This is a genomic window from Psychrosphaera algicola, from assembly GCF_028401425.1.
GTDB classification, from domain to species: Bacteria; Pseudomonadota; Gammaproteobacteria; order Enterobacterales; family Alteromonadaceae; genus Psychrosphaera; species Psychrosphaera algicola.
Genome location: NZ_JAQOMS010000002.1, coordinates 4,571,430 through 4,598,260, shown reverse-complemented (window position 1 = coordinate 4,598,260; position 26,831 = coordinate 4,571,430). Strand labels below are relative to the sequence as shown.

The window sequence follows — 26,831 nt, the reverse complement described above, 5'->3', positions numbered from 1 at the left end:
TTTTTGTTTACCATAATCGTCGGTCGACAAATCGATTATGGTTTATGACTAAACATTAAATAGTCGTTCTACAGCTATCTATTTTTTCTTGTCTGCACCTTTTTCAAGAACAAAATCAGCCTCTGAACGTAACGACTTTTTTGTTCGAATATTTGCAAACGGATCATTTTCTAATGTCTCGGAACTCGCCGATACCGGCGATTCTTTGTTGATCTTATGTGACTTTTCCATCTCGCGTTGCAGGGTTTTGTTTTTGTCACTGCTCAGTGGCTTTTTCACGTAACGAATAAATACCCCAGCAGACAGTAAAATTAATCCCCATTTAAGTACATATGAATATGCGATGATTGACTGATTAGCTTCAACATCAAGTTGCGCATAAGACAAATAATCTTGATGAATAAAATTGAGCAATAACCAAAATGCGACTAGAGATAAAATACCGACAATATAATTGCGGTACTTACGCCAAATTGTTGCTGCTAACGTTAACCTAACCATTTGTTGAAACATATTATGCTTACCCTACCATTTACTAATCTGCCAAATCTGAACTTAATCAACGTGCAACTTTACCTAAGGTTAACCCAGACCAATGGGGTCAAAAACAACCTAAAACGACCACTATCCCCAGAGCGATAGTCCTAACATCGCCGCCAAAGCCATAAGACCACGCTCTTTCGCATTGCCTTTGATCTTGTCTTCTTCTTCCCTTACGATCACTTCAAGTTGTTCTTCATCAAAGTCATTAGCGGTTTTACCCGCTAATATGATCCGTGTATTGGCGCGCATAATCGCTTTATCGCGAATTTTTCGAGCAATCTTTGCTTTAACATTTAACATTCTAAATTTCTCACTCAAGTCCAAATTCGTTTAGTAAATGCGCTTTAAGAGACGCAGGAACACCTTTAATCGTTAACGTATCGGTTTGCGGTTGATAGTTAACTCGGTCACCTAATAAGATGCGGTCAAAGGAAACGGACACACCACCACCGGCACCAGACAATTTAACCAGTTTCCGTACGGTACTTTTATCTAACGGTAAATTATCGTCAAATTTGTATTCTTTGGTTGCGACAAAATCATTAAATTCACTGTTACTTAGTGTCGATAATGTGTCGTTTAGTTCAGACATTTCTGCATCTTCGCCACTGGCAATACGTTCGTTACAATATTCGTATACTTTTTCACGGGTTTCGGCTTTTTCTTTTGGATCAAGTGACTCCGATGCCATAAAGTCGTCAATCGCAGTAAGTAACTCTTTACTTTGTGCTTTAGCATTGACTGTTTCAGAGCAACCAAGTAAGTCCATAAAGAAGTCATTTACTTGACGACCGGCACGACCTTTTATAAATGAAATCGTTTTTAAGTCATCTTTTGCGTGCAACAAATTGCTTACATCAATGCGAGCAGCGAGTTGTATTTTATTTAAATCCAGATGACGAGAGCGATTGATCCCAAATTCACTGTCTACTGAATAATGATCCGTCAAATTAACCACACCAACTAAAAAGTAACGACTTGCAACATATTCATAGTCGATTAACAACAAATATCCCGTCTCTTCAAATTCGTATTTTTCTAACTCAGCTTGGAATAATTGCAACGTATCTTTTGATAAATGATCAAAGGCTACGTCGTTAGCCAGATAGCTGTGCAAGCGTTGAGAAAACGCTGTGTTTTTTCCTCATTGAACGCCGCAAAGCTTTTACTTGGCTTTGCGGTATAGATATTATGCAACTGTTCGACAAACGATTCTGATTTGCCGAGACTATTATCTGTCATTACCGCCCACTTCGTGGAAAAGTCGGTATTTTCTTTTTTCGTAAAATGCGATAGAAAATTGATTTACTTCTAAAGACATGATTTTTCCTAATCATTTTGTTGTGTTAGCATTGCTTTTTATCATCTTTGAACAAAGCACAGACTTTAATATGCCAATCATATCAAAATACTCAAACGAAGAGATTAATAATTTAGTAGAAGAATTATTATCTGTAATACAAACTCAAAAACCTTCTGTAGACTTGGCATTAATTGCTTTGGGCAACGCGGTTAGTAATGTCATCGACTCAAATGTGCCTGCAAAAGCAAAAGCGGATATCGCAAAAAGCTTTTCAGAGGCGCTACTTGCGTCGGTTGGCGGCAAACAGCACTAATACAAAAAGAAAGTTAACGAAACACTAATACGGTTGGGTTATGGTTATAAACCTTCAAGGGCAACACGACACTGAACGCTCGTTTAATTTACTGGCGTGGGGTCACTGGTTTACATTTGCTAATTTAATTTTAGCATTGGTCGTTTCGTTTTTTATTTTTCTGGCTCCCCACTACCAGAAACCTTCATTGGTTGGTTTTATTTACTGATCACTTGGGTGGGTCATTTTGCGTTTATATCGCTTAGTTGTTTTATTCTAACGATATTTCCAGTAATCACCTTGTTTCCTTATAAACGGCATATTCGTGGTGTTAGCGCGATTATGGCTGCGTTTTTTCAGCTTTTTTATTTTTAGATGTCCTTGCCTATCGTGGTTTAGGTTATCATTTATCCACCAGTTCAGTTGACCAACTCAGTGAAGTAGAAGACGTTTATCTTGCTAGCTTAGGCGGCGGATATTGGGTGCTACTTTTAGTCATGTTTATCGGGATATTGTGTTACCAATTTTTAGTGAGTAACTTGATCTGAAACGCATTAATCAACTGCAAAATTATAGATTTAAAAATCAAATCGCAACGGGCCTAGTGATTTGTTTTGGTTTGAGTCACGCCATGCATTTATGGGGTGATGCCACGGTAAATACCGATATCGCAAAACAAAGCGCAATGTTCCCAGCAAGTTACCCCTTACAGCAAAAAGCTTATTGGTTCGTCATGGCCTAATCGATATTAATGAATACAATCAAAACAAAAGTAAATTTGCGTTTGTTTCAAATCGGGAGTTTGAAATGCGCCCGACGATTGCGCCATCGTGTGACGTCACAGACAAACCTAACCTACACATTTATTTACTGGACGCATCGATAGAACCAAAGGTTAAAAGTTGGTTACAGGCGAACAACATCGCTTCTAGTCACAGCCATCAGCTAAGTTTTAGCACCGACATGGATACCAACCTCTTTAATTTGAATACGGGCTTACCGGGTATTTACCGTTATGCCAATTCAGATACACCGCTTGAAATAAATAAACTGTTTGATCAGCAAAAACTGACCATTCAAATTCATCAACAAACCTTTGATATTGAACAAGACTTCGGAAAATTGTCAGACCACAGAGTATTTTTGTTTTACCAGTCTAAATCTGAGCAATTGTTTTATCGAACAACGGCAATTTTTGTCGGTTTTGAATCATTTGGCGATGTCCCTATTAGCGCGCAAAACATTGTGGCGTCCTACATAGACAAAGGACTAAATTGTCCAGAATTTGTTCGTGACAACTTATTAGATTCAACATTAGAGGACGTCCAATTTACGGATGTAGCGAGTAATTATAGTGATGGTTATTTCCACTTAATTTATAAAGACAAATCCATGTTGTTTTCTAAAGGTCAGTTGGTTTCTAATAAAACGTTTTCAACCAATAAAAATGTCAACGAACCAATGGATATTGAAGCGGTACATAAAGCGATAGTGAAAATAAACGGACGACGTATTACAAAATAGCTAAGACTACTTAACACTCGCCATTTGAGAATAGTAATGGGACTGTTAATTAGCGGGTGTTTGCGCGTTACAACATGCAAACACTTCGCTCAATTCACAACTACTCGGGGCATAATTACTTTGTTCGTCGCTTATTTGTAGCTACATTGTATAAGTGGGCTCAGGCGAATTAAGCATTGGCCCTAATAGCTTTTCTATCTTTAACTGCATCTTATTGTCGTGATTATTAAGCGAACAGCCAACACCGGTTGGGTTTTCATTTTGAGCGCCCTGCGGGTTCATCCAAACTATCTGACTTGTAAACATTTCAGGTTCTAATGCGTCTGGTAAAGTAACGACCAAATTAACTTCATCCCCTATTTTAAAAGGCTGATTGCTCTTAACAAACAAGCCCCCCTTTAATAAAAGGCATGTAGCTCTGAAACAATTCCTTTACGTCTTCTATTTCTATTGTCAGTCTGTTCATAGTTATCTAATCAAATATTCCAATTCTTGAATAAAAGTAATTAAGGCGACTTGTGCACCGAGGTTATGAAACTCTTTACGAGATAGTCGATATTGCGTTAATTTAGTATGCCCGTCAATTGCCTTTTGTCCGACATTTTTCAACATAAGTTGTCTAATTCTGCGTTCGATTAAATACAATAAAAACGTATTTAATTCAGCATGTTTCCCGGAGACTTCAACAAATTCATCTGCTGTTGCTTGTCCTTTAAGCCATCGAATAAAGATTTGATACATCGCGGTAAAATGTTCGATATCGCCATCTTCACGCCAACGTTCTAACTTGCTTTCAACACCAGCGGCATAACCAACTACATAGTCTGGTATGTCGCTAAACTTGACTTTCAAATCAGTATTTTGATCAATATCAATGGCCCACACTTGGCAACGACTTAATATTGTCGCCACTTGATTATGTCTATTTTCGCTCATTAATAAAATGAAACTGTTGTCTGTTGGCTCTTCCAACGTTTTTAATACCGCGTTGGCCGCACTTTCAGTCATTTTATCAGCATTATAGATAAGTACGATTTGCCGACCTGCAATATGGGGTTTTTGTGAGAAAAACGTGGCGATAGACCTAACCTCATCCACACCAACACTTAACCCTTCTTGTCCAATTGACAAAAGATCTGGGTGGTTGTTGGCTGCAAACAGTTTACAACTTTGACATTGGCCGCAGGGCGTATCTGAACTTAATGGCCGCTTTGAACAAAGCATTAAAGCAGTAAACTGTAAACAAGATTCAACAACCTTTGGTAAGTCGGCACCTTCAATAATATGGGCATGGGCCAATTGTTGCGGTTGCAGGGCAAGCTGCTTTAAATTCATCAGCTTAGACTCTTTAACCATGTCGACAACACGGCTTGTAGTTGCTGTTGAACGTCTTCAAGCGCTTTAGAGGCATCTACCGTGACTATTCGCGGATTAGTGTTCGCGTGATGCAAATAGACACTTCGAGTGCGGTCAAAAACTCAATTTGCTCACGTTCAATCCTATCAAGGGCGCCACGTTCTGCTGCGCGACCGAGTCCAATGCGCGGATCTATGTCCATTAAAATTGTGAGATCAGGTTCAAAACCTTTTAATACTGCGTTTCGAATAGGTAAGATTAAGTCATCCGGAAGTTGTCTACCGCCGCCTTGGTAAGCTAGTGATGACAAGTCGTGGCGGTCGCCAATGACCCACAGGCCTTTTGCTAACGCGGGTTTTATTACGTTCTCAATGAGCTGTATGCGACTGGCATACATCATTAACAATTCGGCTTCTGGGGTTAATAGTTCGTCAGTTTCAGCCTTAACAATTTCACGCATTTTCTCTGCTAGCGGGGTGCCACTAAGGTTCGCGTGTATTAACAAAGTGAATACCTTGATCTAATAATTGTTGGCTAATTTGGCTAATTGCTGTTGATTTACCTGCGCCCTCAAGTCCTTCGATTACAATAAATTTCCTGGAATAACTGATGACATATTAACTTCTCGTTTTTTCTAAATAGCGCTTTACAGCAAGGTTGTGTTCTTTAAGTGTTTGACTAAACACATGGGCTCCATCGCCGGAGGAAACAAAATAAAAATAATCGGTGGCTGCCGGATCTAACGCAGCTTTAATCGATTCGGCACTTGGGTTTGCGATTGGTGTTGGCGGCAAACCATTAATTCGATAGGTATTATACGCTGTTTTTTGTTTTAAATGTCGACGAGTAATATCGCCTTTGTATTCGTCCCAAACACCATAAATAACAGTTGGGTCAGTCTGCAGTCGCATATTTTTTCTAGTCGGTTAAAAAATACCGAAGCGATAATATCGCGTTCCGATTTTAACGCAGATTCTTTTTCGATTATTGATGTAAGAATTAACACCTCATAAGGTGTTGTTAGGATCTGTTGGTGATTATTTTCATTCCATAATTGAATCAAGGTTTGTTGTTGTTTTAATGCTGCTCGTTTTAATAACGCACTGGCCGTTGTACCTTTAGTATAAAAATACGTGTCTGGATACAAAAATCCTTCCGGGTGTGGCTCTGGTAAATCAAGCTTTTGAGCTAACGAATTAAGGTCAAGTGTTGATACATCATCTGTTAAGTATTCTTGAGCACCGACCTTATCTAGCACCTGATAAACATTCTCACCTTCCAAAATAATAAAACTGAACTGTGCTTCTTTGCCTGCAATAAACTGCTGAACTACAGCGTCGAAATGCTGCTCAAGCTCGATTTTATAAGTCCCGGATTTAACTTTGAGACCGGTTCCAAATAGCTTGTTCTCTAGTTTATGGCCAAAACAATCGGTAATTAACGTTTGTTTTACAAGGTTTTTACATACTTTACTGAAAGATTCACCTTTTTGGATTGTGAATAATATTGGTTGAGAATTTTGCAAACGTTGTTCTTTGGAGCTAATAACTCTTGAACTTAACACTAATAGTAAAATTGCGCACACTGCGACGACGAACATTAAGACTTTTATTGTTCTTGGGCGATGTTTAATTGTCAGTCGTTTAGATAAATTGGAGAACAAGGTCATATTGTAAACTTCTTAATAAAGGCCTGGGCAATCTCTAAGTCTAGTCGCCTACCAGCCAAATGGAGAACCGGTTGCAACTTAATTAACGCATTAGATAAAACTAGCGCGTCAGCATTCGCCAAAACGTCTTGGCCGAGTCTTTTTGTGATCTTTATACCTTGACGCTGCGCCAGCAGGTTTTCCCTTACCGTACCGGCTACGCCGCACAATTCGAGATCGGGGGTAAACCACTTACCGTCTTCACACCAAAATACATTCGCTTTATTTGTTTCAATCAAATTACCGTCAATATCAACAACGAGCCCATCAAGACATTGAGTGCGTTCAAGTTCAACAGCAATCATCACTTGTTCAAGCCGATTGATGTGTTTAAGTCCGGCTAACATCCTATTATGACTTAGCGGAGTTTCCACTAGGTCAAGATTATCCACAGGCTGTTGGAACGCCGAAAAATCTGCCATCGGTGTTAACCACACAAAAACCGTTGGCTTAGTTTCAGTCGTATTACCATAGCCCCGCACCGCTGAACCACGGTCAATTTGAATTTTAAGCACACCGCAAGGGGTGTTCTGGACTAACTCACTAATATTATGGATTAACTGAGTCCAGTTAAGTGCATTAAATTTAAGTCGTTGGTTTGCCTGTTGCAGTCGTTCAATATGCTGATCAAGCATGGTAACAGAACCATTAACTACAGATGCAGTTGTGAAGTGGCCATCGCCGTACAAAAATGAACGTTGCTTAAACCAGTCGTCCGATAGGTCGACTTTATATCCGTCTGAATTAAAGCAAAAAATGACATAAAAAAAGCCCAATAGATCCATTGGGCTTTTGTACCAAAATTTAGCGCAAAATTCACTAAACTCTGTATTTATTTAGTCGTTTTGTTAATACTTAGCGGTTACATCTTTTTGAAAAGCAATGAACCGTTTGTACCACCAAAACCAAAAGAGTTACATAACGCGTACTCAATTGCTGCGTCGCGGGCTACGTGTGGAACATAATCTAAGTCACAATCAACATCTGGGTTATCCAAATTAATTGTTGGTGTTATTTTCTGCTCCAATAAACTCATTACTGTCACAATAGACTCAACAGCGCCTGCTGCACCTAATAGGTGCCCTATCATCGACTTAGACGAACTCACCATCACAGATGACGCACTATTACCAAAGACACGTTTAACCGCTTGAGTCTCAGCTTTATCGCCTGCCGCTGTTGAAGTACCGTGAGCATTAATATATCCCACTTGTTCAGCATTCACTTTTGCGTCGTTTAGTGCATTTTCCATTGCACGACCTGCGCCTTCACCGTTTTCAGGCGGTGACGTCATATGATAAGCATCACCGCTCATGCCAAATCCGACTAATTCTGCATAAATCTTAGCACCACGGGCTTTTGCGTGTTCGTATTCTTCAACAACCATAATCCCGGCACCATCTCCAAGCATAAATCCATCACGGTCTTTATCCCAAGGGCGGCTAGCCCTTGATGGATCGTCATTGCGTGTTGATAACGCACGAGCCGCACCAAATCCGCCAATGCCCATTTCAGTAGAAGCTTTTTCTGCCCCACCGGCTACCATCACATCCGCATCGCCGTAGGCAATCATTCGGGCTGCATGGCCGATGTTATGTACACCAGAGGTACATGCGGTCGTAATCGAGATATTAGGACCTTTAAGTCCGTACATAATCGACAAATGACCAGCAATCATATTAATAATGGTCGATGGCACAAAAAATGGAGATAGTTTACGTGGTCCTGAAGCAAGCATTTTAGTATGATTTTCTTCAATAAGACCTAAGCCACCAATTCCAGAACCAATTGCAGCACCTATGCGGTGTGCGTTTTGTTCAGTAATTTCAATACCCGAATCTTTTATTGCTTGCTGTGCAGCAATGATCCCGTACTGAATAAAAAGGTCCATTTTTTTAGCTTCTTTACGCGGAATAAAATCCGTCGTTTCTAAGCCTTTAACCATGGCGGCAAATTTAGTACCGTAATTAGTCGTATCAAAGTGATCGATAAACTGCGCGCCACTTTTACCCGCTAACATATTATTCCAGGATGTTGCCACATCATTACCTAATGGTGACAACATGCCCATACCCGTTATAACTATCCTACGTTTCGTCACGTTCTTTCTCCGGAAACTGCCAAGAATATTGATTCTGATTGTATTCTAAGTTTAAAACTCAAGCGGAATTTATATTGAGGCGAAAAAAGGGCAGCGTGTGCTGCCCAATTTCAAATACAAAATCGATTATTCAGCGTGTGCTTTGATATAGTCAATTGCAGATTGAACAGTTGTGATTTTCTCTGCTTCTTCGTCTGGGATCTCTGTGTCGAATTCTTCTTCAAGAGCCATAACCAACTCAACAGTATCTAGAGAATCAGCGCCAAGATCATCTACGAAAGAAGACTCAGATTTAACTTCTTCTTCTTTAACACCTAATTGCTCAATAACGATCTTTGCTACGCGATCTTCAATACTCATTTTTATTTTCCTTATCATTTTATAAGATAATGTTTGAATGCGCGTAGTTTAAAAGAATGACTACGTCGTATTCAAGTTATAATTTTATTTATTGCGGTGGTCAAACCTGATGACAGTTTCGACCCTTTTGCTATCAAAATCAAACAATTTCAATAGCTATACCATATACATGCCACCATTTACGTGGATTGTTTCACCCGTAATGTAGCCAGATTCACTGCTTGCAAGGAATGCAACCGTCGCCGCAATTTCTTTCGGATCACCTAACCTGTCGGCTGGAACCTGATCTGAAATCGCTTTTCTTTGGTCATCTCCCAACGCTTTAGTCATATCTGTATCGATAAAACCAAGGTGCAATTACGTTAACCGTAATGCCACGTGAGGCAACTTCTCGCGCCAATGACTTAGAAAAACCAATAACACCCGCTTTCGCTGCTGCATAATTAGCCTGACCGCCATTCCCCATAGTACCAACGACAGAGCCGATATTAATGATACGACCATGACGTTTTTTCATCATAGGACGTAATACCGCTTTCGACAAACGGAAGATTGAGGTCAAATTGGTTTGAATAATTTCATCCCATTCAGACTCTTTCATGCGCATCAAAAGATTGTCGCGGGTAATACCAGCATTATTCACTAATACGTCAACGTCACCCATATCAGCTTTAATTGCTGCTAACGTTTCGTTAACTGAATCGATATCCGTTACATTTAACGCGTAACCTTTACCATTTTCACCCAAATATTCTGAGATATTCGCTGCACCACTTTCTGATGTAGCCGTACCTGCAACTTTCGCACCTTGGGCAACAAGTTGCTCTGCAACTGCTTTACCAATACCACGAGACGCGCCGGTAACTAATACCACTTTGCCTTCTAAACTAAATAAAGACATCTATATCCCTCTTATTTAACTATTGCCAACAAGCTATCGCTGTCTGAAACAGACACACAACTTACTGACTTATCGATACGTTTTGCTAGACCAGAAAGTACTTTCCTAGGCCAAATTCAAAGCTGTCTGTGATCCCTTCAGCTGCAAAAAACTGAATGGTTTCTGTCCAACGTACAGGACTATATAACTGCTTAATTAATGCTTGTTTTATCGCTTCAGGGTCCGATTCAACTTTGACATCAACATTATTAACCACTGAAATTTCTGGTGTATTAAATTCTAAATTAACCAAATCCGCTGCCAACATATCAGCCGCAGGTTTCATAAGTGCACAATGAGACGGTACAGAAACTGGTAATGGCAAGGCACGTTTAGCGCCTGCTTCTTTACACAATTCCATTGCACGTTCAACGGCAGCTTTATTGCCCGCAATTACAATTTGACCTTAGTGAATTGAAGTTCACCGGTGAAACGACTTCACCCTGAGCGGCTTCACTACAGGCCTTAGCAATTAAATCGTCAGCCAAACCTATAATGGCGGCCATTGCTCCGGTTCCTGCGGGAACCGCCTGTTGCATATATTGACCACGCTTCTCAACAAGTTTAACCGCATCTTCAAGGCTTAGTACCCCAGCGCAAACTAAAGCTGAGTACTCACCTAAACTGTGGCCTGCTAAATAACGAGGAACAGAACCGCCTTCAGCAACGTAAGCACGCCAAACCGCAACTGACGCTGTTAATAAAGCTGGCTGAGTAAATTCGGTTTGGCTAAGTTTACCTTCAGCATCGTCTTTAACTAACGCCCATAAATCGTAACCAAGGGCATCTGATGCTTGATTAAACGTTGATTGTACAACATCAAACTTGTCATAGAGGTCTGCTAACATGCCTACAGACTGTGAACCCTGACCATGGGAAAATGATTGCTTTTGTCATCTAAATCTCTTTCTTAATATTTAATCAGTGCTGATGCTCATATGAATCCACCACCAAATGCATTAAACATTAGGTTGTGTCCACGTTGAATTCGGCCATCTCGAATTGCTTCATCTAGCGCGGTTGGTACAGTTGCGGCTGATGTATTGCCGTAACGGTCTAAGTTGATAACAACCTGATCCATTGACATATCGAGCTTTTTGGCTACCGCAGAAATAATTCTTAAGTTCGCTTGATGAGGCACTAACCAGTCAATTTGTGACTTATCAATACCATTGTGTTCAAGCGTTTCGTCTACGACTTCTGTTAATTTTGAAACCGCAACTTTAAATACTTTATTGCCTTCCATAGAACCCCAGTTCGTATGAACTGATGCTTCATCACCACGTGTCGGAATTCCAACTTGGAGTAATTCTGTGTAGTTGCCGTCTGAATGGATGTGTGTGGACAACACGCTGAGGCTCTTCTGATGCTTCAACAATAACAGCTCCAGCAGCATCACCAAACAAAATGACCATTGAACGGTCTTCAGGACTCATTAATCGACTTAAACAATCAGCGCCAATGACTAAGGCTTTTTTGCTTGCCCAGTTTTAACATAGGCATCTGCCACGCTAAGTGCATAAACAAAACCGGAACAGGCTGCTGATACATCCATAGCTGGAACACCTGACTTTAGACCTAAATCTCGTTGCACTTCACATGCTGCACTTGGCAACGAGCGGTAATGACTCGTAGTACCAACAATAACAAAATCTATTTCATCAGCGTCTATACCAGCCGCTTCAATCGCCTTTTTAGACGCTTCAACAGCCATTGATGCCAATGTTTCACCTTCACCAATGATGCGGCGTTCTTTCATGCCAGTACGCTCTTGGATCCACTCATCACTAGTGTCGACCATTTTTTCTAAATCTGAATTGGTACGTATATGAGGCGGGAAATAACTACCTGTGCCTATAATTCTTGAAAACATGAATCCTCTCAATGTCGCTAAGACTTTTTGTTATTATTCCTCGTCTTTGAGGACCTGTTCCACTCTATCTTTAATTTTATGTGGAACTTGACGCTGCGCTTCTTTTACCGCTTCTTTAATCGCGCTATAAAAAGCTTTAGCAGACGCATTACCATGGCTCTTAACCACAATTCCGCGCAATCCTACCAGACTCGCACCGTTGTAGTGGTCGGGGTTCATCTTTGAAAACAGTTTTCTGATCCCTGGCATTAAGATACCAATCATTATTTTGGTAAACAAAGACTTTTCACTTAAGGCTCTAAGCTTAGATATAATAAGCTTTGCAACGCCTTCAATGGTTTTTAATGCCACATTGCCGACAAAACCGTCACAGACAATAACATCGGCTTTTCCTGAAAAAATATCGTTACCTTCAGCAAACCCAACATAATTAATGTGTTTACATTTGGACAACATTTCAGCAGCTTGCTTTAAATGGTCACTGCCTTTGATCTCTTCTTCACCAACGTTTAGCAAGGCTACCCTAGGGTTTTCGATACCTTCAACTTCGTTTGCCATCACAGAACCCATTACGGCAAACTGAAACAAGGTCTCTGGGCATTGGTGTATGTTTGCACCTAAATCCAGCAAATAGACTTTTTCGTTTTCATAAGTAGGTAGTGAACTAATTAACGCGGGACGTTTGATTAACGGCAACGTTTTAAGTACATATCGCGCCATCGCCAATAAGGCACCGGTGTTTCCGGCGGAAACGCAGGCATCCGCTTGGTCTTGCTCAACAAGATCGAGGGCTTTGCGCATTGATGAACGATTTTTACGACGTAAAGCAATATCAGGTCGTTCATCTTGATTAACAACTTGTTCCGTATGGACAACCGTCAAGCGAGGATGATTTAACGCATTATGCTTATTTAAAAACGTGTGAATACTTTGCGAATGACCACAAAGATATAGATGTAAATAGGGGTATTTTTCAACAGCGCGTATGGCTGCTGGAATAGTAGCTCGGGGGCCATAATCGCCCCCATCATATCTAGCGCGATGCGAATATCACGCATAATTAAGTCTACTTTCGCTTACTTAATTTTACGGCCTTTGAAATAGCCGTCTGCAGTCATATGATGACGACGGTGAGTTTCACCAGTCGTTTGATCTACAGAAAGATTCTCTGCAGTTAATGCATCATGTGAACGACGCATGCCACGTCTAGCACGGGATTTCTTACTTTTTGAACTGCCATTGCCGTCTCCTAGTTCTTAAGTTTTTTCAATACATCAAACGGATTCGATTTTTCTCTTCCGTCGCTTCTGGCGCCAATTCACCAAATGTCATGTCAGTCTCTTTGAGTTGACAATCTTTTAGCTCATGCATTGCTACAATAGGTAGCGCCAACATTAATTCGTCTTCGATTAATTCAACGAGGCTGACCTCACCAAATTCATTTAGTTCGATTTCTTCGTACGCATCTGGTATCCGTTCGTCACTCTCTTCAGCCGACACATTTACCGGAGTAAATGCGAACTCTGTAGAAATGTGGGTTTTAAACCCGTTCCACATCGTTGACATACTAATTCTAAATTAGCAGCCGCGTTGCCTTTAATCACAACTAAATTCTGGGCATCAATACCACATTCAATAGTCACGTTTATGTGATCGTCTAAAACAGTTGCCACTTCTTTAATACGAACAAACTCACTCTTAACGATAATACCGTCATAAGTCATTCGTTTAAGCGCAGCTCTTGCTGGTGCGATCGAGATAGGAATTTTTACCATTTGCATAGGGCGCGCATAATATAGTTAGTGTTCTCTATAGTCAAAAGAAAATAGTACGAAACACGAAAAAAGCTAAACTCCGGACATAATCCACTATTAATTAACAAATTGCTAATTTTCTGAGCAAAACATGACTAAAATTAAAACACCCACAATAGTACTTGGTTCAACATCGCCATTTCGCAAACAAATTCTCGATAAACTTAATATCAAATTTGTTACGGATAAACCAGAAGTAGATGAAACACCTCTATTAAACGAAACACCACAGCAGCTTGTTGAACGTTTAGCGATTTTAAAAGCGAATGCTGTTGCAGTACGTCATCAAGATGCCCTTATTATTGGTTCAGATCAAGTTGCGGTTTTCGATAATCGTATTTTAGGAAAGCCACATACCCACGAAAATGCCGTCAAACAGCTTTCAGAGTTCTCGGGTAATAAAGTCACCTTTCTAACGGGTTTAGCGGTTACATGCTCTGCTACTGGCAAAACAACGGCTATTGTAGAACCATTTGAAGTTCATTTTAAAGCGTTGAGTCGTGATCAAATAGAAAACTACCTGCTAGCAGAAAAACCATATAATTGTGCAGGCAGTTTTAAAAGTGAAGCGTTGGGCATTTGCTTATTTGAAAAACTGGTTGGCGACGATCCAAATACATTAATTGGGCTACCTTTAATTAAATTAACTGAAATATTGTCGCAGTTTGGATTTCATGTATTAGAACAACAAGCCACATAAAATCACAAAAGCCACATTCAATAAATGAAGATGTGGCTTTTTAATGGCTATTCTTTTTAATTACGTTATCGCAATCGCCAAACGAAATGATTCAATTGTTATACCCACTAAACTTTACTTCTATTAGCACTTCTATTAGCACTTCTATTAGCACTTTTATTAGCACTTTCATCATATCGTTTTTGAACCGCGTTTGTATTAGCTACTCAACTGGTTTATAGCGCTGGTTAATCCGACTTAATCCTAAACGCTTCAATTGCATTTAGTAGAGCAGGTTCCAATTCGGCTTCAAATCGCACAGTGGTTTCAGACACAGGGTGGTAAAACGAAATTTCCTTGGCATGTAAAAACAATCGTTTTAACCCCAGTGAATTCGCTCGAGCCGCAAATGCTTTGTCACCATATTTATCGTCACACGCAATAGCATGACCTTTACACGCGGTATGCACTCGAATTTGATGAGTACGACCGGTTTGCGGTCTTGCTTCTATCAATGTTGCGCCGTCGAGCGGTTCGACAACATCAAACATAGTGCATGAGCTTTTGCCTTGTTCTCTATCAACAACAACGATGCGCTCACCAGATTTTGTATTGATTTTTAACAGGGGCTCTTGCACTGAACGTACTGACTTATCCCATTCGCCTTCAACCAATGCCCAGTAGATTTTGTTCATCGACTTGCTTCTTAGTTGCTCATGTAGCGCCACTAAAGTAGAACGTTTTTTAGCAATCAATAAAATACCTGACGTGTCGCGATCTAATCGATGCACAAGTTCAAGCATCTTTTCTTTAGGTCTAAGTGCACGCAACCCTTCGATAACCCCAAAACTTAATCCGCTCCCCCGTGAACAGCAATACCAGATGGCTTATTTAATACGATAAGAGACTTGTCTTCATAAATGATCGCTTGTTCCAATTTTTGTACAGATTTCAGACCACTAGATATATTTGACTCTTGGTCACTTTTTACTCTAACGGGGGAATTCGGACAACATCGCCATTTAACAATTTGTATGTCTGTTTAATACGGCCCTTGTTAACTCGAACTTCGCCTTTTCGCAAAATTCGGTAAATAACTGATTTAGGAACCCCTTTCAATTTGGTAATGAGAAAGTTGTCTATTCGTTGCCCTTCATGAACCTCGTCAATTTCGACAAATTGAACTTTCGGGAATTCTGTGGTTTGTTCGGTCATAAAAACGTCATTACCTGTCATTTTTTCAACAATTATATGAAAAACTGCTTTAATTATGTTGCTATATCTGGCAATGCGACTGATAATGGCCGCGCTCAGTTGAGCAACTGATTGAACTGCCTCACTCAATGGACGTAAGAGTCATGTAACGGAGCAGGGTTTGAGAACTCGATAATATCAGAAAACTTCCACAGCGCACATCTATAATCGGTGCTAGGAACATAATCTCAAACCTCCACGCCACTTAAGTACGGTAATGCGTGTAACATATTACCCTCTTCTTTAACCGTTCAGACCTGTCAACTAAAAGAGGCGTTAATTTAACCAGTGCCACGTATTCCAAAAGCATTTTTAGCAATTGGCACATGAAGTATTCTGACAAATAGAATTTGAAACCCTTGATTACAATCGAGACGATTGAAATGAAGCAATAACTAGTTGAGAAACTATACAGCGCCTAGGTGTGTTCAATAGTGCAGGTAAAAATGTGTGAAACGTGGCCCTAAAAAATAAAGAGCTACTATATATATGAAACGCATGTTAATTAATGCCACGCAACAAGAAGAAATGCGTGTCGCGTTGGTTGATGGTCAGCGTTTGTATGACCTTGACATCGAAAGTCCAAGGTCATGAACAAAAGAAGGCCAACATCTACAAAGGAACTATCACTCGAGTTGAACCGAGCCTAGAGGCGGCATTTGTCGACTATGGTGCGGATAGACACGGATTCTTACCTCTCAAAGAAATTGCCCGCAATTACTTCCCTGACGATTATAAATTTCAAGGCCGACCTAACATCAAAGAAGTGGTGAAAGAAGGTCAAGAAGTTATCATTCAGATTGAAAAAGAAGAACGCGGTCAAAAAGGCGCAGCCCTTACGACGTTTATCTCTGTAGCTGGAAGCTATTTGGTATTAATGCCAAATAACCCACGCGCAGGCGGTATTTCACGTCGTATCGAAGGTGACGAACGCACACAACTTAAAACAGCGCTAAACAAATTAGAATTGCCTAAAGGCATGGGTCTAATTGTTCGTACTGCTGGTGTTGGTAAATCGTATGAAGAACTTGAATACGACTTACGTGCACTACTATTACATTGGGATAAAATCCAACAAGCTGCTGGCGGTCGCCCTGCTCCATTCCTAATTCACCAAGAAAGTAACGTCGTATTCCGTGCGATACGTGACTATCTTAAGCGTGATGTAGGCGAGATTCTAATCGACAGCCAAAACGTATTTAATGAGGCAAAAGGTCATATCGAACTATTTAGACCTGACTTTGTTGAACGCGTTAAGCTTTATAAAGGCGACGTACCTTTATTTACTCATTACCAAATTGAGTCGCAAATTGAATCGGCATTCCAACGTGAAGTTCGTCTTCCGTCTGGTGGCTCAATTGTTATCGACCCAACTGAAGCCCTAGTATCAATTGATATTAACTCTTCAAAAGCAACTAAAGGTGGCGACATCGAAGAAACGGCCCTAAATACCAATTTAGAAGCCGCTGAAGAAGTTGCCCGTCAACTGCGCCTTAGAGATTTAGGTGGTTTGTTGGTTATTGACTTTATTGACATGACACCACCAAAACATCAACGCGAAGTTGAAAACCGTCTAAAAGACAGTGTTAAACAAGACCGTGCACGCGTGCAAATTGGTAAAATCAGTCGTTTTGGTTTGCTTGAAATGTCACGTCAACGTTTACGTCCTTCATTAGGTGATGCAAGCCAACATACTTGCCCTCGTTGTGATGGCCAAGGCACAATCCGTAGTAATGAGTCTTTAGCACTTTCTATTCTTCGTATTATTGAAGAAGAGGCTATTAAAGAAAATACAGCTCAAATTCAAGCGCAAGTGCCTGTTCCTGTATCGTCTTATTTGTTAAATGAGAAACGTGACTCTATTCGCCACATCGAAATTAACAATAAAGTTAACGTAATGATCATCCCTAACATCCATATGGATACACCACATTATGATGTTGTGCGTGTTCGTATTGATGAAGACATTGCTGACTCAAGCTTTAAACTTGTGACCAAACCTGAAACTGCAGAATCAACTCAAGAAATCGTTATTCCGATGAAAAAGAGATTGAACAACCGGTATTAAAAGGTTTTGCAGCACCTGTTGCTCCGGCGCCGACTGCGGCTCCAGCAAAAGCAGCAGAACAGGCTAAGCCAGCTGGTCCAAGCTTATTTAGTAAACTTGTTAAGTTTGTTACTGACTTATTCAAATCTGAAGAAGAAACGACTAAGAAGACGCAAAATAAATCACGTAATACCAACAATGGGCCACGTGAAGACAATCGTCGTAATAACAACAAAAATCGCAGTCGCAATCGCAACCAAAATGCTGATGGCAACCGTAATCGTAATCGTAACAACAAACGCGATAACGAAGACCGCGATGACAAACGTGCAGAACAACCGCGTGGTAGAAAACCACAGGAACGCACGAATAAGCCTAAGAATGACAATCGTCAAAAGAATGCGCCTCGTACTAATGAAAACGAAGATGCAACGACAACCAAAACAGCAGCGCCTGCTCCTAAGAAAGAAGAGAAGCTCGCTGAACGTCGTCAGCGTCGTAACAATCGTAAGCGTGTTCGAGTTCAAAAAGACGACTCGGCAGTAGCGGCGAAACAAAACGTTAAACCTAAAGTTCAAAACGAACAAAAGGCGACCAACGTAGCAGAGCCTGCTAAAACTGAAGTTGCTAAAACTGACGTTGCTAAAAAAGCACCGACAAAACAGCCAGAAGCAGCTAAACCAGTTGTAGAAAAAGCGGTTGTTAAAGTGACGGGTTTAGATAGGTTTAAACGCCCACTAAGAACAGATAAAGTCTTTGTTACTAAAGCACAACGTTTATTGATTAAACAACTCGCATCTGTCAAAACAGCTGCTGAAGTTGAAAGTCGTTATCCTGAGTCTGATGCAACATTTGATCAAACGCATGAACATTTGACACCGGCTGCCAAAACGATTGAAGAAGTTCAAAGCGTCGATGCTCCGGTATCTGTCCCTGAAGCTGAAGCGGCTCCTGAGGTGAAAACTGACGTTGTCGATACGCCTAAAGCTGAAGTAGATCAAGTTGAAGCACCAATTACGGAAGAGCCTAAACCGGCTGAAGAAGTAAAAGAACCTGCTAAAACCGAATTGAAAGCTGAAGTTGTAAAAGCTGAGACTAAGGTCGAAACTGAAATTGTTAAACCAAAATCAGCAACGATTGGCTTCGCTAGCGCGCCGATGACAAAACCAACGCCTGTAGTAGCAGGTACTGGTGAAAGTTTAGTGGCTATGGCTATCGAGTCACGTCCTGCAATTACGGTATCAGGCCGCTCTGCTGGTGCATCCAATGCAACCAACAGTGCAACATCTGAAGCGACTAAAACGCTTTAACGTTAAGTCGTTTAAAAACCGCTCTGATGAGCGGTTTTTTATGTCCAAAATTTGGGCTTTAATATTGACAAAATATGCCATCCCCACACAACTACGACTTCCTTAGCTTTACTCATGAACATTTTAAATCAAGAATAAGAAAGTCATTCCTTAACTTGTAATAGCGCCTAGCCACTGTGATATTTGGGATTGCTATCGGGTGTGGATGATTAAGTTAAGTTTACTTGTGATGAGTTACTTGTGGTGAGTTACTTTTGATGAGTTACTAAGTTAACAACTAAACACCAAATTTAAGACGAAAAAAACCGTTTAACTAAACGGTTCTTTAATAATTCTTTATGTAAATCAGGATAAAACTAACGCGGATAAAAACTCAGCCATTGTGCATTTTGGAACCATATAATATATGGAAATGCTAATAAACTGGTGTAATTATTCAGCGTTTTCGTTAACTGATGTTTGTTTGTCAAGTTTAGCTGCAAATACAGGTTTTACTTGGTGTTCAAAATTAATCAAGCTAAGTTCTGATTGTAAAGAGTTTTGAATTTCAACTTTGATAATATTTTTATCAATTGCCGCTGCATCTACTGGAGTTGCTGTGATCAATAATGTTGTTGCGAGTTCTGCGAAAGTCATAATTGCTATCCTTTAAAAATAAATTAATGATTGAGTTTATGCTCTAAATTAATAGAGTGTATATTCTAATCAATTTTTAGAATAAAAGCACTAATATATTGTGTTTATTTTACACTTTTAGTTATAAGCTAATTTAATGACCTATCGATTGCATTTATCACAGCAATTTACGTTTTCACAATGTGCTAGCTAAGCGTCTATGGCCTAGAGAGTCACATCAAACTAGGTTCCATTTAGCACTCATCGGATTTTGTTTCGAAGTTAAGAGGGATAATAATGCTTGAAGTTCGATTAGAATAACTATGCCGACAGTGCGTCGGCATCGTAAATAAAACTAAATTACAATTGTGAATGACAAGGCTATTTCTATTCGTCTTTCTCTAAGCCGTCAACAGTCACACCTTGAAGAAAACCAGAACCCGTCTGCTCATTGTTTCTCAATTTAATCATCAATCGTAAATCATTTGGTGAATCTGCATGATGCAAGGCGTCTGCATAACTGATCCGAGATTGCTGATACAATTCAAACAATGCCTGATCAAAAGTTTGCATTCCCATTTCTTTGGATTTGGCCATTACCTCTTTAAGTCCAGAAATATCACCTTTCTTAATCAACTCAGCAACCATAGGAGAGTTTAGTAGTACTTCTATGGCTGCCACACGCCCTAACCCATCAGATGTCTGAATAAGTTGTTGGGCGACGATTGCTCTTAAGTTCAAGGCCAAATCGTATTTAAGTTTGTCGTGTTTTTCTTTTGGCACTAAATGCATAATTCGGTCAATTGCTTGGTTCGCATTGTTTGCGTGTAATGTGGCTACACATAAATGACCTGTTTCAGCAAAAGACAGTGCATATTCCATAATATCTTGGGAACGAATTTCACCAATTAGGATCACATCAGGTGCTTGTCGCAACGAACTTTTCAGTGCGGATTCAAACGATGGTGTATCAATACCAACTTCGCGTTGGGTAACGATGCATTTTTTATGATCATGAACAAATTCGATTGGGTCTTCAATGGTTAAAATATGCCCTTTTGAATTACGGTTTCGATAGCCTAACAACGCGGCAAGACTTGTTGATTTACCTGTGCCAGTGCCGCCGACAAATAACAATAACCCACGTTTAGCCATGATCATGTCTTTAAGGATTGGTGGTAAGCCTAACTCATCCACATCAGGTATTTTGGTTACGATGCGTCTTACAACCATACCAACTTGATCGCGCTGCCAAAACGCCGAAATACGAAATCGACCGACATCATTCGCCACCGCGAAATTGCATTCTTTAGTTGTTTCAAACTCAGTTTGTTGCTTGCTACTCATGCAACTAAAAACAAGTTCCTGAGCTTCGTCTTTTGACAAAGGCTCACTTTCAAGTGGTGTTAATTCGCCATTAATCTTCGCACTTATTGGCAAACCTACCGTGATGAAAAGGTCTGACGCTTTTTGCATCGCCATCTTTTCAAAAATTTTATCTATAGAATCCATATAATTTCCGTCCTAGAATCCGCCGCCGCCAAAACCTTGGCTAAACATATTTTTGTCATTCGCTTTTGTTAATGCTTCATCTCGTGTAATCAAGCCCATATTAATGAGATTCATTAAACACTGATCCATTGTTTGCATGCCATGTGCTGCACCAGTCTGAATCGAAGAGTACATTTGCGCGACTTTGTCTTCACGAATTAAGTTACGTATTGCCGGAATACCAATCATTATTTCATGAGCTGCGGCACGTCCACCACCGACTTTCTTACATAAGGTTTGAGAAATTACCGCGCGCAGAGATTCAGATAACATCGACCTAACCATGCTTTTTTCTTCACCTGTAAATACGTCAATAATCCGGTCTATTGTTTTAGGGGCCGATGTTGTATGCAAAGTACCAAAGACTAAATGGCCGGTTTCTGCTGCAGTCATTGCTAATCGTATGGTTTCAAGATCTCGTAATTCACCAACTAAAATAACATCTGGATCTTCACGCAATGCCGAACGTAATGCATTACTAAAACTGTGCGTATCTCGATGTACTTCTCGTTGACTAATTAAACTGCTCTTATTGTTGTGAACAAATTCGATAGGGTCTTCAATTGTTAAAATATGGTCGTGACGTTTAGCATTAATATAATCAATAATTGCTGCTAACGTTGTTGATTTACCCGAGCCGGTAGGGCCGGTTACTAGAACTAGACCACGAGGGTTATCAGCAATATCTCTGAAAATATCAGGAGCGCCAACTTCTTCTAATGACAACACTTCTGCCGGAATTGTTCTAAATACCGCACCAGCACCACGATTCATGTTAAATGCGTTAACACGAAAGCGCGCCAGATCTGGAACTTCAAACGAAAAATCCGTTTCTAAATTTTCTTCGTATTCTTTACGTTGCTTATCATTCATAATATCGTAAATAAGCGATTGAACTTCTTTCGAGTCCAATGCCGGAATATTTACGCGCCTCACGTCGCCATCAACCCTAATCATTGGTGGTGAGCCAGCTGACAAATGTAAATCGGATGCTTTATGTTGCACACTAAACGCTAATAATTCGGTAATATCCATACTAATAACCTAGAGTTAATTAAAGTCAAAAATCATGTCGGAAAAAGAACTTATAAATACCATAGCAAATAGCCTGTCAACTGCCCACGACAATATTCAAATGGCGGCTCAAAAAGCTGAAAAATCAGCAACTAATGTAAAACTTATGGCGGTAAGTAAAACCAAACCCTTATCCAACATTATAGCGGCATATGAATGTGGGCAACGTATATTTGGCGAAAATTATGCCCAAGAACTAAATGAAAAATGTAAGGCTCTGGCACATCTAAATGACATTGAATGGCATTATATCGGCCCTATTCAAAGTAATAAGACGCAAATCGTAGCAGAAGCCGCTAATTGGGTAGACAGTGTTGACCGTGAAAAAATCGCAATTCGACTCAATAATCACGCACAACAACTGGAAAAAAATTTGAATATTTTGATCCATAGGTGAACATATCAAACTCTGACAAAAAGTCGGGGGTATTAATAACAAAGGTAGAAGAGTTAGCAGACGTTATAAACAATTTACCGCACTTGACACTAAAAGGTCTGATGGCTATTCCCGATCAACATGACGACAAACAACAACTTAAAAATGAATTTATCCAAATGCACACTTGTTTTATGCAATTGCAACATCAATATCCTACAGTTGACACTTTGTCGCTAGGAATGTCTGGTGATATGGATTTAGCAATCGCGAGTGGTAGCACAATGGTAAGAATTGGCACTGCCATCTTTGGCTCAAGAAACTAAAAAGACAAGAAACTATTTATGACATTAAATCAAACATTCGCATTTATTGGCGCAGGCAATATGTCTGGCGCAATTTTAACTGGTATGGTTAACGCTGGCGTCCCAGCCACACAAATTTATGCCACCAATCGAAGCAAAGAGAAAAACGAAAAACTGCATGCGGAACTCGGTGTTATTACAAATTGCAGCAACCGTCAGGCTATCGAACACTCAGATGTTGTTATCCTTGGCGTCAAACCGCAAATGATGTTGCAAATGCTTAAAGAGTTGGTGGCAGACGGCGTCGATTTTAGTTCAAAACTTGTTGTCACCGTTGCTGCAGGTCTTAATAGTCAAAGCTATAAAGACATTATTGGCAATGTTAGGTTTATCCGCACTATGCCAAATACGCCGTCAGTATTAGGCCTTGGCATGACGGGCATTTATTCAGCGTCTGACATAACAACGTTTGATCAGGATGTAATCGAACAGGACAAAGCGGTTGCTGAGACTGTATTTAAATGTGTTGGCGAAACGGTTTGGCTAAATGAAGAAGCACAAATTGACGCTGTAGCGGCGATTTCGGGCTCCGGTCCGGCGTATTTTTTCTTGTTTATGGAAGGACTAATTGAAAAAGCTAAATCGCTAGGATTCTCTGACGAAGAAGCTAAACTGATGGTAAAGCAAACGGCTATTGGCGCAACAACAATGGCGCAACAAGCCACGATTGAAGTTGAGCAACTGAGAAAAATGTCACTTCGCCCGGTGGCACAACCGCAGAGGCGATCCGTTGTTATGAACAGAATAATTTGTCCGCCATATCTGCCGATGCTTTAGATGCAAATATCGCAAGAGCAAAAGAGCTTAGCCAATTATCATAATTATTAAGGTACTTTATATATGCAAGCGTTTCACTTTTTAATTTCAACCTTATTTGATTTATATCTCATGGTTGCCATTCTGCGTGTTTGGCTACAGTTGGTTCGAGCAGACTTTTACAATCCTGTTAGCCAATTTGTAGTTAAAGCGACAAATCCGCTTTTAGTTCCGTTACGTCGAGTTGTTCCCGGTGTTGCCGGTATCGACTGGGCTGGCGTTGTACTTGTTTACTTAGTGGCGACACTAAAAATAGTCGCAATCCAAGCCTTGTTTAGTAACGGATTTCCAATTCCTGAAATTTTAATTGCTGGTTTATTTACTGTGATTAAAGAAATATTCACTATTGTTTTCTGGGTAACTATTATCCGCGCCATCATGAGTTGGATATCACAGGGTTATAATCCGGTCGAAGCGTTATTACACCAACTAACAGACCCTATATTGGCGCCCATTCGTAAAATCATTCCACCAATTGGTGGATTGGATTTAAGCCTAATTGTATTTTTAATCGGACTGCAGTTTGTTCAAATATTAGTTAATGAAATGTTAAAAATGGTATTTTAATGAGCAGTCAAATAAATTTAAAAACACTGTGTTTTATCTGCGTTATGGTCCTTACGTCATGGACTGTATCGGCAGAACAAAAGGTCGTAAAAGGTGATTGGGATATTCATTACATCGCCTTTCCAAGCTCCTTTCTAAACCCAACGGTAGCTAAAACTTACGAATTGCAGCGTAGTCGATATATGGGGGTTGTAAATATTTCCGTTCTAGACAATCAAAATAATGACGCTGCAAAAAATGTCTATGTTACCGGAACAGCAAGGAACCTACTTGGCCAAACTAAATCGTTATCATTTAGCAAGGTGAAAGAGGGAGACGCTATTTATTATTTAGCACAACTGAAATTTAGTAATGAAGAAATCTATAAGTTTGATATTGATATCAAATTAGGTGACCGGTCAGAAAAATTAAAATTTGACCAAAAATTTTATGTTGATTAACCCCTCCTGAGGAATTTAGGTTAGCGTGAAACCATTAAGTCGTGAGGTCAATTCTTTTCAATTGACCTCACTTCTTGTTTTGACAGCCACACCTGTAAAAGCCAGCCCTAAAATCGACCTTTGCACTAGCCCTCGTTATACCTCTTTATACCTCGTTGTAACTGCCAAATAACATCCCAACATTCCATTATAAAAAAATTAGAACGGAGCAAAGTCATCTATCAATCAGAAAGCATATTGTGAACCAATCTTCAGAAATATTTTGCCGTTTTAAACTAAAAATTGTAAATTCAGTGAATCGTTGAATATTTATACTTGGCGATTTGAAAATATATTGGTACGTTATGTTCACTCAAATGAATAAGGATTGTAAACGAATGTCTGCTACACAAGAACACTCGGAAGACTTAGGAATTAAAGCAATTTTATTAACGGCAGAAGAAATTAATCTCGCAGCCTCGTTGCTTTATGTTGCTTATCACGAAGATCCTGTATTTAAACATATTTTCGAAAGTGAGCGTCCAGATTACGATAAGCGTCTTCGTGCTGCGATCCGCGAAGAACTTGCGGCTTTTTGGCAAACTGAACAGCCTATGATTGGCCTCTATTCTGATGAACATTTACTCGCTGTTGCGTGTTTAATTGAACCGCAAACCGGATTGGAACCAGAACGTTTTTGGCACTGGCGCTTAAAAATGATGATCAACGCAGGCTATTTAAGCACTAAAAACATGATCGAAAAAGAAAAACGTGTCGCCGCTGCTATCCCATTTGACCACTATCATTTATTAACATTTATTGCCGTTCACCCTGACCATCAACATTTAGGATTGGGCCATTATTTGATCAAAGCCGTTGATTCAATTGTTAATGAAAATAGCCTATCTAAAGGTGTAGCGGTTTTTGTTACAAAAGAAAAAACAAGCCTCTGTTTGACGGTGGCAATTATAAAGAACTAGAAGATATCACCATCGGCGATGTTTGCGGTACGCTCATGTTTAGAGAGAAGTAAAACGTCATTCAATACAGACTTAGCGGCAAACAAGTTAACCTTATTGTCTGATAATGTTTTAGATAAACTGAATGTAAATTCGAAACAAAAGTGAAAAAGCGTAACAACGACAAAGGGAGATGAATAGATGAACGATGCCCCCCTCAAAAATTTTCATCATTTGCTGAATTTTATCCTTTTTATCTTGCTGAACACAGCAAACCAATGTGCCGAGCCCTTCATTACGTTGGCTCAACATTGGTACTGTTAACTTTGTTTTATGGTCTGTTCACATCCCAATATTATGTATTTTGGTATTTGCCACTACTTGGTTATGGCTTTGCTTGGATCGCCCATTTTTTTATTGAGAAAAACCGCCCCGCCACTTTTACCTATCCTTTCTATAGTTTTCTTGGTGATTGGGTCATGTTAAAAGACTTTTTATTTGGAAAGCTTCCAAAATCCACCTCAAAATAAGGTTTGTGCCATTAATTTGGGATTAAATCCGCGAACACTTTTACAAATCGGGCTGTGACGCGTAAAATTACAAACCTTAATTATAAATAGGCCAAACTTACTTTGTTAAATAAAGAAATATTAAATGCTGTTTTAGAAAATATAGACAGTCTTAAAGCTCGTGATGTTCAAACTATAAATGTCAGCAAAACATCTTCGATTACCGATTACATGGTAATTTGTTCAGGCAACTCTAAAAAACATGTGCAATCTATTGCAGACCACGCATTAACTGAAGCTAAGCATTCTGACAATCCACCGATTGGTATTGAAGGATTTACTGAAGGTGAATGGGTTTTAGTGGATTTAGGCGGCGTTGTTCTGCATGTGATGCAAGATGCCACTCGAGACTTCTACCAATTAGAAAAACTTTGGCAAGCCTCCAGCTCAAATGACGAATAAATTGCGACTGACCA

Annotated in this window: 25 protein-coding genes and 11 pseudogenes; 14 read left to right on the top strand and 22 right to left on the bottom strand. The window is 39.9% G+C overall.

Annotated elements, in window-relative coordinates; all coding sequences use genetic code 11:
• Positions 1 to 78 precede the first annotated feature (78 nt).
• From PN838_RS25220 to PN838_RS25210, 3 genes are all read right to left on the bottom strand, one after another.
• Positions 79 to 513 carry a hypothetical protein gene (locus PN838_RS25220; RefSeq protein WP_272182412.1) on the bottom strand — a complete coding sequence of 145 codons (435 nt, stop codon included), beginning with the start codon at positions 511 to 513 and terminating at the stop codon, positions 79 to 81.
• 111 nt (positions 514 to 624) lie between these two features.
• Complete coding sequence (locus PN838_RS25215; protein ID WP_272182411.1) at positions 625 to 861, bottom strand: hypothetical protein; 237 nt, start codon at positions 859 to 861, stop codon at positions 625 to 627.
• Positions 854 to 1,660 (bottom strand): nucleoid-associated protein, encoded by an 807-nt coding sequence (locus PN838_RS25210; protein WP_272182410.1) that lies wholly within the window; start codon positions 1,658 to 1,660, stop codon positions 854 to 856. Before PN838_RS25210 ends, PN838_RS25215 begins: the two co-directional genes overlap by 8 nt.
• A gap of 202 nt (positions 1,661 to 1,862) precedes the next feature.
• Between PN838_RS25210 and PN838_RS25205 the strand changes: the two genes are divergently transcribed.
• The 4 genes from PN838_RS25205 (at position 1,863) to PN838_RS25195 (ending at position 3,662) form a co-directional block, all read left to right on the top strand.
• Positions 1,863 to 2,159 carry a YejL family protein gene (locus tag PN838_RS25205; protein ID WP_272182409.1) on the top strand — a complete coding sequence of 99 codons (297 nt, stop codon included), beginning with the start codon at positions 1,863 to 1,865 and terminating at the stop codon, positions 2,157 to 2,159.
• 135 nt (positions 2,160 to 2,294) lie between these two features.
• On the top strand, positions 2,295 to 2,513 hold the full coding sequence (locus PN838_RS27765) for a DUF3413 domain-containing protein (RefSeq protein ID WP_370661134.1): 219 nt from the start codon (positions 2,295 to 2,297) through the stop codon (positions 2,511 to 2,513).
• A 169-nt stretch (positions 2,514 to 2,682) separates the two neighbouring features.
• On the top strand, positions 2,683 to 2,880 hold the full coding sequence (locus tag PN838_RS25200; RefSeq protein ID WP_334313562.1) for a DUF3413 domain-containing protein: 198 nt from the start codon (positions 2,683 to 2,685) through the stop codon (positions 2,878 to 2,880).
• Complete coding sequence (locus tag PN838_RS25195) at positions 2,862 to 3,662, top strand: hypothetical protein (RefSeq protein WP_272182408.1); 801 nt, start codon at positions 2,862 to 2,864, stop codon at positions 3,660 to 3,662. The genes PN838_RS25200 and PN838_RS25195 overlap by 19 nt, the downstream gene beginning before the upstream one ends.
• 141 nt (positions 3,663 to 3,803) lie before the next feature.
• Here the strand turns inward: PN838_RS25195 and PN838_RS25190 are convergent, their stop codons facing one another.
• The 14 genes and pseudogenes from PN838_RS25190 to PN838_RS25125 form a co-directional block, all read right to left on the bottom strand.
• The gene (locus PN838_RS25190; RefSeq protein ID WP_272182407.1) at positions 3,804 to 4,004 is read right to left on the bottom strand and encodes a PilZ domain-containing protein; all 201 of its coding nucleotides are present in this window, start codon (positions 4,002 to 4,004) and stop codon (positions 3,804 to 3,806) included.
• Between the two features lie 126 nt (positions 4,005 to 4,130).
• Complete coding sequence (locus PN838_RS25185; protein WP_272182406.1) at positions 4,131 to 5,018, bottom strand: DNA polymerase III delta subunit-related protein; 888 nt, start codon at positions 5,016 to 5,018, stop codon at positions 4,131 to 4,133.
• A pseudogene (gene tmk / locus PN838_RS25180) lies at positions 4,997 to 5,629 on the bottom strand (dTMP kinase). The gene PN838_RS25185 and the pseudogene tmk overlap by 22 nt, the downstream one beginning before the upstream one ends.
• A 6-nt stretch (positions 5,630 to 5,635) precedes the next feature.
• Positions 5,636 to 6,618, bottom strand: a pseudogene (gene mltG / locus PN838_RS25175) (endolytic transglycosylase MltG).
• A gap of 65 nt (positions 6,619 to 6,683) precedes the next feature.
• Positions 6,684 to 7,511: an aminodeoxychorismate lyase gene (pabC, locus tag PN838_RS25170; protein WP_272182405.1), complete on the bottom strand. Its 828-nt coding sequence runs from the start codon at positions 7,509 to 7,511 to the stop codon at positions 6,684 to 6,686.
• Between the two features lie 77 nt (positions 7,512 to 7,588).
• Positions 7,589 to 8,827, bottom strand: a complete 1,239-nt coding sequence (gene fabF, locus PN838_RS25165) for a beta-ketoacyl-ACP synthase II (RefSeq protein WP_272182404.1) — start codon at positions 8,825 to 8,827, stop codon at positions 7,589 to 7,591.
• Between the two features lie 126 nt (positions 8,828 to 8,953).
• Positions 8,954 to 9,187 carry an acyl carrier protein gene (gene acpP / locus PN838_RS25160; protein ID WP_215964780.1) on the bottom strand — a complete coding sequence of 78 codons (234 nt, stop codon included), beginning with the start codon at positions 9,185 to 9,187 and terminating at the stop codon, positions 8,954 to 8,956.
• 156 nt (positions 9,188 to 9,343) lie between these two features.
• Positions 9,344 to 10,088 (bottom strand): annotated as a pseudogene (gene fabG / locus PN838_RS25155) (3-oxoacyl-ACP reductase FabG).
• Between the two features lie 11 nt (positions 10,089 to 10,099).
• Positions 10,100 to 10,975: pseudogene (fabD, locus tag PN838_RS25150) on the bottom strand (ACP S-malonyltransferase).
• Positions 10,976 to 11,061: 86 nt separating this feature from the next.
• Positions 11,062 to 12,000: pseudogene (locus tag PN838_RS25145) on the bottom strand (beta-ketoacyl-ACP synthase III).
• A gap of 33 nt (positions 12,001 to 12,033) precedes the next feature.
• A pseudogene (gene plsX, locus PN838_RS25140) lies at positions 12,034 to 13,061 on the bottom strand (phosphate acyltransferase PlsX).
• Positions 13,062 to 13,076: 15 nt separating this feature from the next.
• A pseudogene (gene rpmF, locus PN838_RS25135) lies at positions 13,077 to 13,229 on the bottom strand (50S ribosomal protein L32); the annotation flags it as partial.
• Between the two features lie 37 nt (positions 13,230 to 13,266).
• Complete coding sequence (locus PN838_RS25130) at positions 13,267 to 13,500, bottom strand: DUF177 domain-containing protein (protein WP_272182403.1); 234 nt, start codon at positions 13,498 to 13,500, stop codon at positions 13,267 to 13,269.
• 2 nt (positions 13,501 to 13,502) lie between these two features.
• Positions 13,503 to 13,781 (bottom strand): DUF177 domain-containing protein, encoded by a 279-nt coding sequence (locus PN838_RS25125; RefSeq protein WP_272182402.1) that lies wholly within the window; start codon positions 13,779 to 13,781, stop codon positions 13,503 to 13,505.
• Positions 13,782 to 13,905: 124 nt separating this feature from the next.
• On the opposite strand from PN838_RS25125, the gene PN838_RS25120 reads away from it, so the two are divergent.
• Positions 13,906 to 14,514: a Maf family protein gene (locus tag PN838_RS25120; protein ID WP_272182401.1), complete on the top strand. Its 609-nt coding sequence runs from the start codon at positions 13,906 to 13,908 to the stop codon at positions 14,512 to 14,514.
• Between the two features lie 227 nt (positions 14,515 to 14,741).
• On the opposite strand, the pseudogene rluC reads toward PN838_RS25120, so the two are convergent.
• Positions 14,742 to 15,708 (bottom strand): annotated as a pseudogene (gene rluC / locus PN838_RS25115) (23S rRNA pseudouridine(955/2504/2580) synthase RluC).
• A 528-nt stretch (positions 15,709 to 16,236) separates the two neighbouring features.
• Here rluC and rne point away from each other — a divergent pair.
• Positions 16,237 to 17,911: pseudogene (rne, locus tag PN838_RS27760) on the top strand (ribonuclease E); the annotation flags it as partial.
• A 65-nt stretch (positions 17,912 to 17,976) separates the two neighbouring features.
• On the opposite strand, the gene PN838_RS27755 reads toward rne, so the two are convergent.
• Positions 17,977 to 18,189, bottom strand: coding sequence for a hypothetical protein (locus PN838_RS27755; protein WP_370661071.1), 213 nt, complete (start codon positions 18,187 to 18,189; stop codon positions 17,977 to 17,979).
• A 312-nt stretch (positions 18,190 to 18,501) separates the two neighbouring features.
• On the opposite strand from PN838_RS27755, the gene PN838_RS27750 reads away from it, so the two are divergent.
• Entirely contained in the window at positions 18,502 to 19,104 is a 603-nt protein-coding gene (locus PN838_RS27750) for a hypothetical protein (RefSeq protein ID WP_370661070.1), read from the top strand.
• A gap of 432 nt (positions 19,105 to 19,536) precedes the next feature.
• Here the strand turns inward: PN838_RS27750 and PN838_RS25105 are convergent, their stop codons facing one another.
• The 3 genes from PN838_RS25105 to PN838_RS25095 form a co-directional block, all read right to left on the bottom strand.
• The gene (locus PN838_RS25105) at positions 19,537 to 19,740 is read right to left on the bottom strand and encodes a hypothetical protein (RefSeq protein ID WP_215964771.1); all 204 of its coding nucleotides are present in this window, start codon (positions 19,738 to 19,740) and stop codon (positions 19,537 to 19,539) included.
• A 366-nt stretch (positions 19,741 to 20,106) separates the two neighbouring features.
• Positions 20,107 to 21,231 carry a PilT/PilU family type 4a pilus ATPase gene (locus PN838_RS25100; protein ID WP_215964770.1) on the bottom strand — a complete coding sequence of 375 codons (1,125 nt, stop codon included), beginning with the start codon at positions 21,229 to 21,231 and terminating at the stop codon, positions 20,107 to 20,109.
• Between the two features lie 12 nt (positions 21,232 to 21,243).
• Positions 21,244 to 22,305 (bottom strand): type IV pilus twitching motility protein PilT, encoded by a 1,062-nt coding sequence (locus tag PN838_RS25095; protein WP_272182400.1) that lies wholly within the window; start codon positions 22,303 to 22,305, stop codon positions 21,244 to 21,246.
• Between the two features lie 52 nt (positions 22,306 to 22,357).
• Between PN838_RS25095 and PN838_RS27745 the strand changes: the two are divergent.
• The 7 genes and pseudogenes from PN838_RS27745 (at position 22,358) to rsfS (ending at position 26,817) form a co-directional block, all read left to right on the top strand.
• Positions 22,358 to 23,046: pseudogene (locus PN838_RS27745) on the top strand (YggS family pyridoxal phosphate-dependent enzyme).
• A gap of 18 nt (positions 23,047 to 23,064) precedes the next feature.
• Positions 23,065 to 23,906: pseudogene (gene proC, locus PN838_RS25085) on the top strand (pyrroline-5-carboxylate reductase).
• Positions 23,907 to 23,925: 19 nt separating this feature from the next.
• On the top strand, positions 23,926 to 24,468 hold the full coding sequence (locus PN838_RS25080; RefSeq protein ID WP_215964766.1) for a YggT family protein: 543 nt from the start codon (positions 23,926 to 23,928) through the stop codon (positions 24,466 to 24,468).
• Complete coding sequence (locus tag PN838_RS25075; RefSeq protein WP_252736568.1) at positions 24,468 to 24,908, top strand: DUF4426 domain-containing protein; 441 nt, start codon at positions 24,468 to 24,470, stop codon at positions 24,906 to 24,908. Before PN838_RS25080 ends, PN838_RS25075 begins: the two co-directional genes overlap by 1 nt.
• A 377-nt stretch (positions 24,909 to 25,285) precedes the next feature.
• Positions 25,286 to 25,867 carry a GNAT family N-acetyltransferase gene (locus PN838_RS25070; RefSeq protein ID WP_334313450.1) on the top strand — a complete coding sequence of 194 codons (582 nt, stop codon included), beginning with the start codon at positions 25,286 to 25,288 and terminating at the stop codon, positions 25,865 to 25,867.
• A gap of 176 nt (positions 25,868 to 26,043) precedes the next feature.
• Positions 26,044 to 26,376 carry an Mpo1-like protein gene (locus PN838_RS25065; protein WP_272182706.1) on the top strand — a complete coding sequence of 111 codons (333 nt, stop codon included), beginning with the start codon at positions 26,044 to 26,046 and terminating at the stop codon, positions 26,374 to 26,376.
• A gap of 102 nt (positions 26,377 to 26,478) precedes the next feature.
• The gene (rsfS, locus tag PN838_RS25060; protein WP_215964763.1) at positions 26,479 to 26,817 is read left to right on the top strand and encodes a ribosome silencing factor; all 339 of its coding nucleotides are present in this window, start codon (positions 26,479 to 26,481) and stop codon (positions 26,815 to 26,817) included.
• Positions 26,818 to 26,831 lie beyond the last annotated feature (14 nt).

What these genes read in the sequence shown, in the direction of transcription:
- PN838_RS25100 (WP_215964770.1), bottom strand. Translation starts at nt 21,231, where the DNA reads ATGGATTCTATAGATAAAATTTTTGAAAAGATGGCGATGCAAAAAGCG.
- PN838_RS25080 (WP_215964766.1), top strand. Translation starts at nt 23,926, where the DNA reads ATGCAAGCGTTTCACTTTTTAATTTCAACCTTATTTGATTTATATCTC.
- PN838_RS25205 (WP_272182409.1), top strand. Translation starts at nt 1,863, where the DNA reads ATGATTTTTCCTAATCATTTTGTTGTGTTAGCATTGCTTTTTATCATC.
- PN838_RS25185 (WP_272182406.1), bottom strand. Translation starts at nt 5,018, where the DNA reads ATGGTTAAAGAGTCTAAGCTGATGAATTTAAAGCAGCTTGCCCTGCAA.
- PN838_RS25105 (WP_215964771.1), bottom strand. Translation starts at nt 19,740, where the DNA reads ATGACTTTCGCAGAACTCGCAACAACATTATTGATCACAGCAACTCCA.
- PN838_RS25120 (WP_272182401.1), top strand. Translation starts at nt 13,906, where the DNA reads ATGACTAAAATTAAAACACCCACAATAGTACTTGGTTCAACATCGCCA.
- pabC (WP_272182405.1), bottom strand. Translation starts at nt 7,511, where the DNA reads ATGGATCTATTGGGCTTTTTTTATGTCATTTTTTGCTTTAATTCAGAC.
- PN838_RS25220 (WP_272182412.1), bottom strand. Translation starts at nt 513, where the DNA reads ATGTTTCAACAAATGGTTAGGTTAACGTTAGCAGCAACAATTTGGCGT.
- PN838_RS25075 (WP_252736568.1), top strand. Translation starts at nt 24,468, where the DNA reads ATGAGCAGTCAAATAAATTTAAAAACACTGTGTTTTATCTGCGTTATG.
- PN838_RS25095 (WP_272182400.1), bottom strand. Translation starts at nt 22,305, where the DNA reads ATGGATATTACCGAATTATTAGCGTTTAGTGTGCAACATAAAGCATCC.
- PN838_RS25125 (WP_272182402.1), bottom strand. Translation starts at nt 13,781, where the DNA reads ATGCAAATGGTAAAAATTCCTATCTCGATCGCACCAGCAAGAGCTGCG.
- PN838_RS25070 (WP_334313450.1), top strand. Translation starts at nt 25,286, where the DNA reads ATGTCTGCTACACAAGAACACTCGGAAGACTTAGGAATTAAAGCAATT.
- acpP (WP_215964780.1), bottom strand. Translation starts at nt 9,187, where the DNA reads ATGAGTATTGAAGATCGCGTAGCAAAGATCGTTATTGAGCAATTAGGT.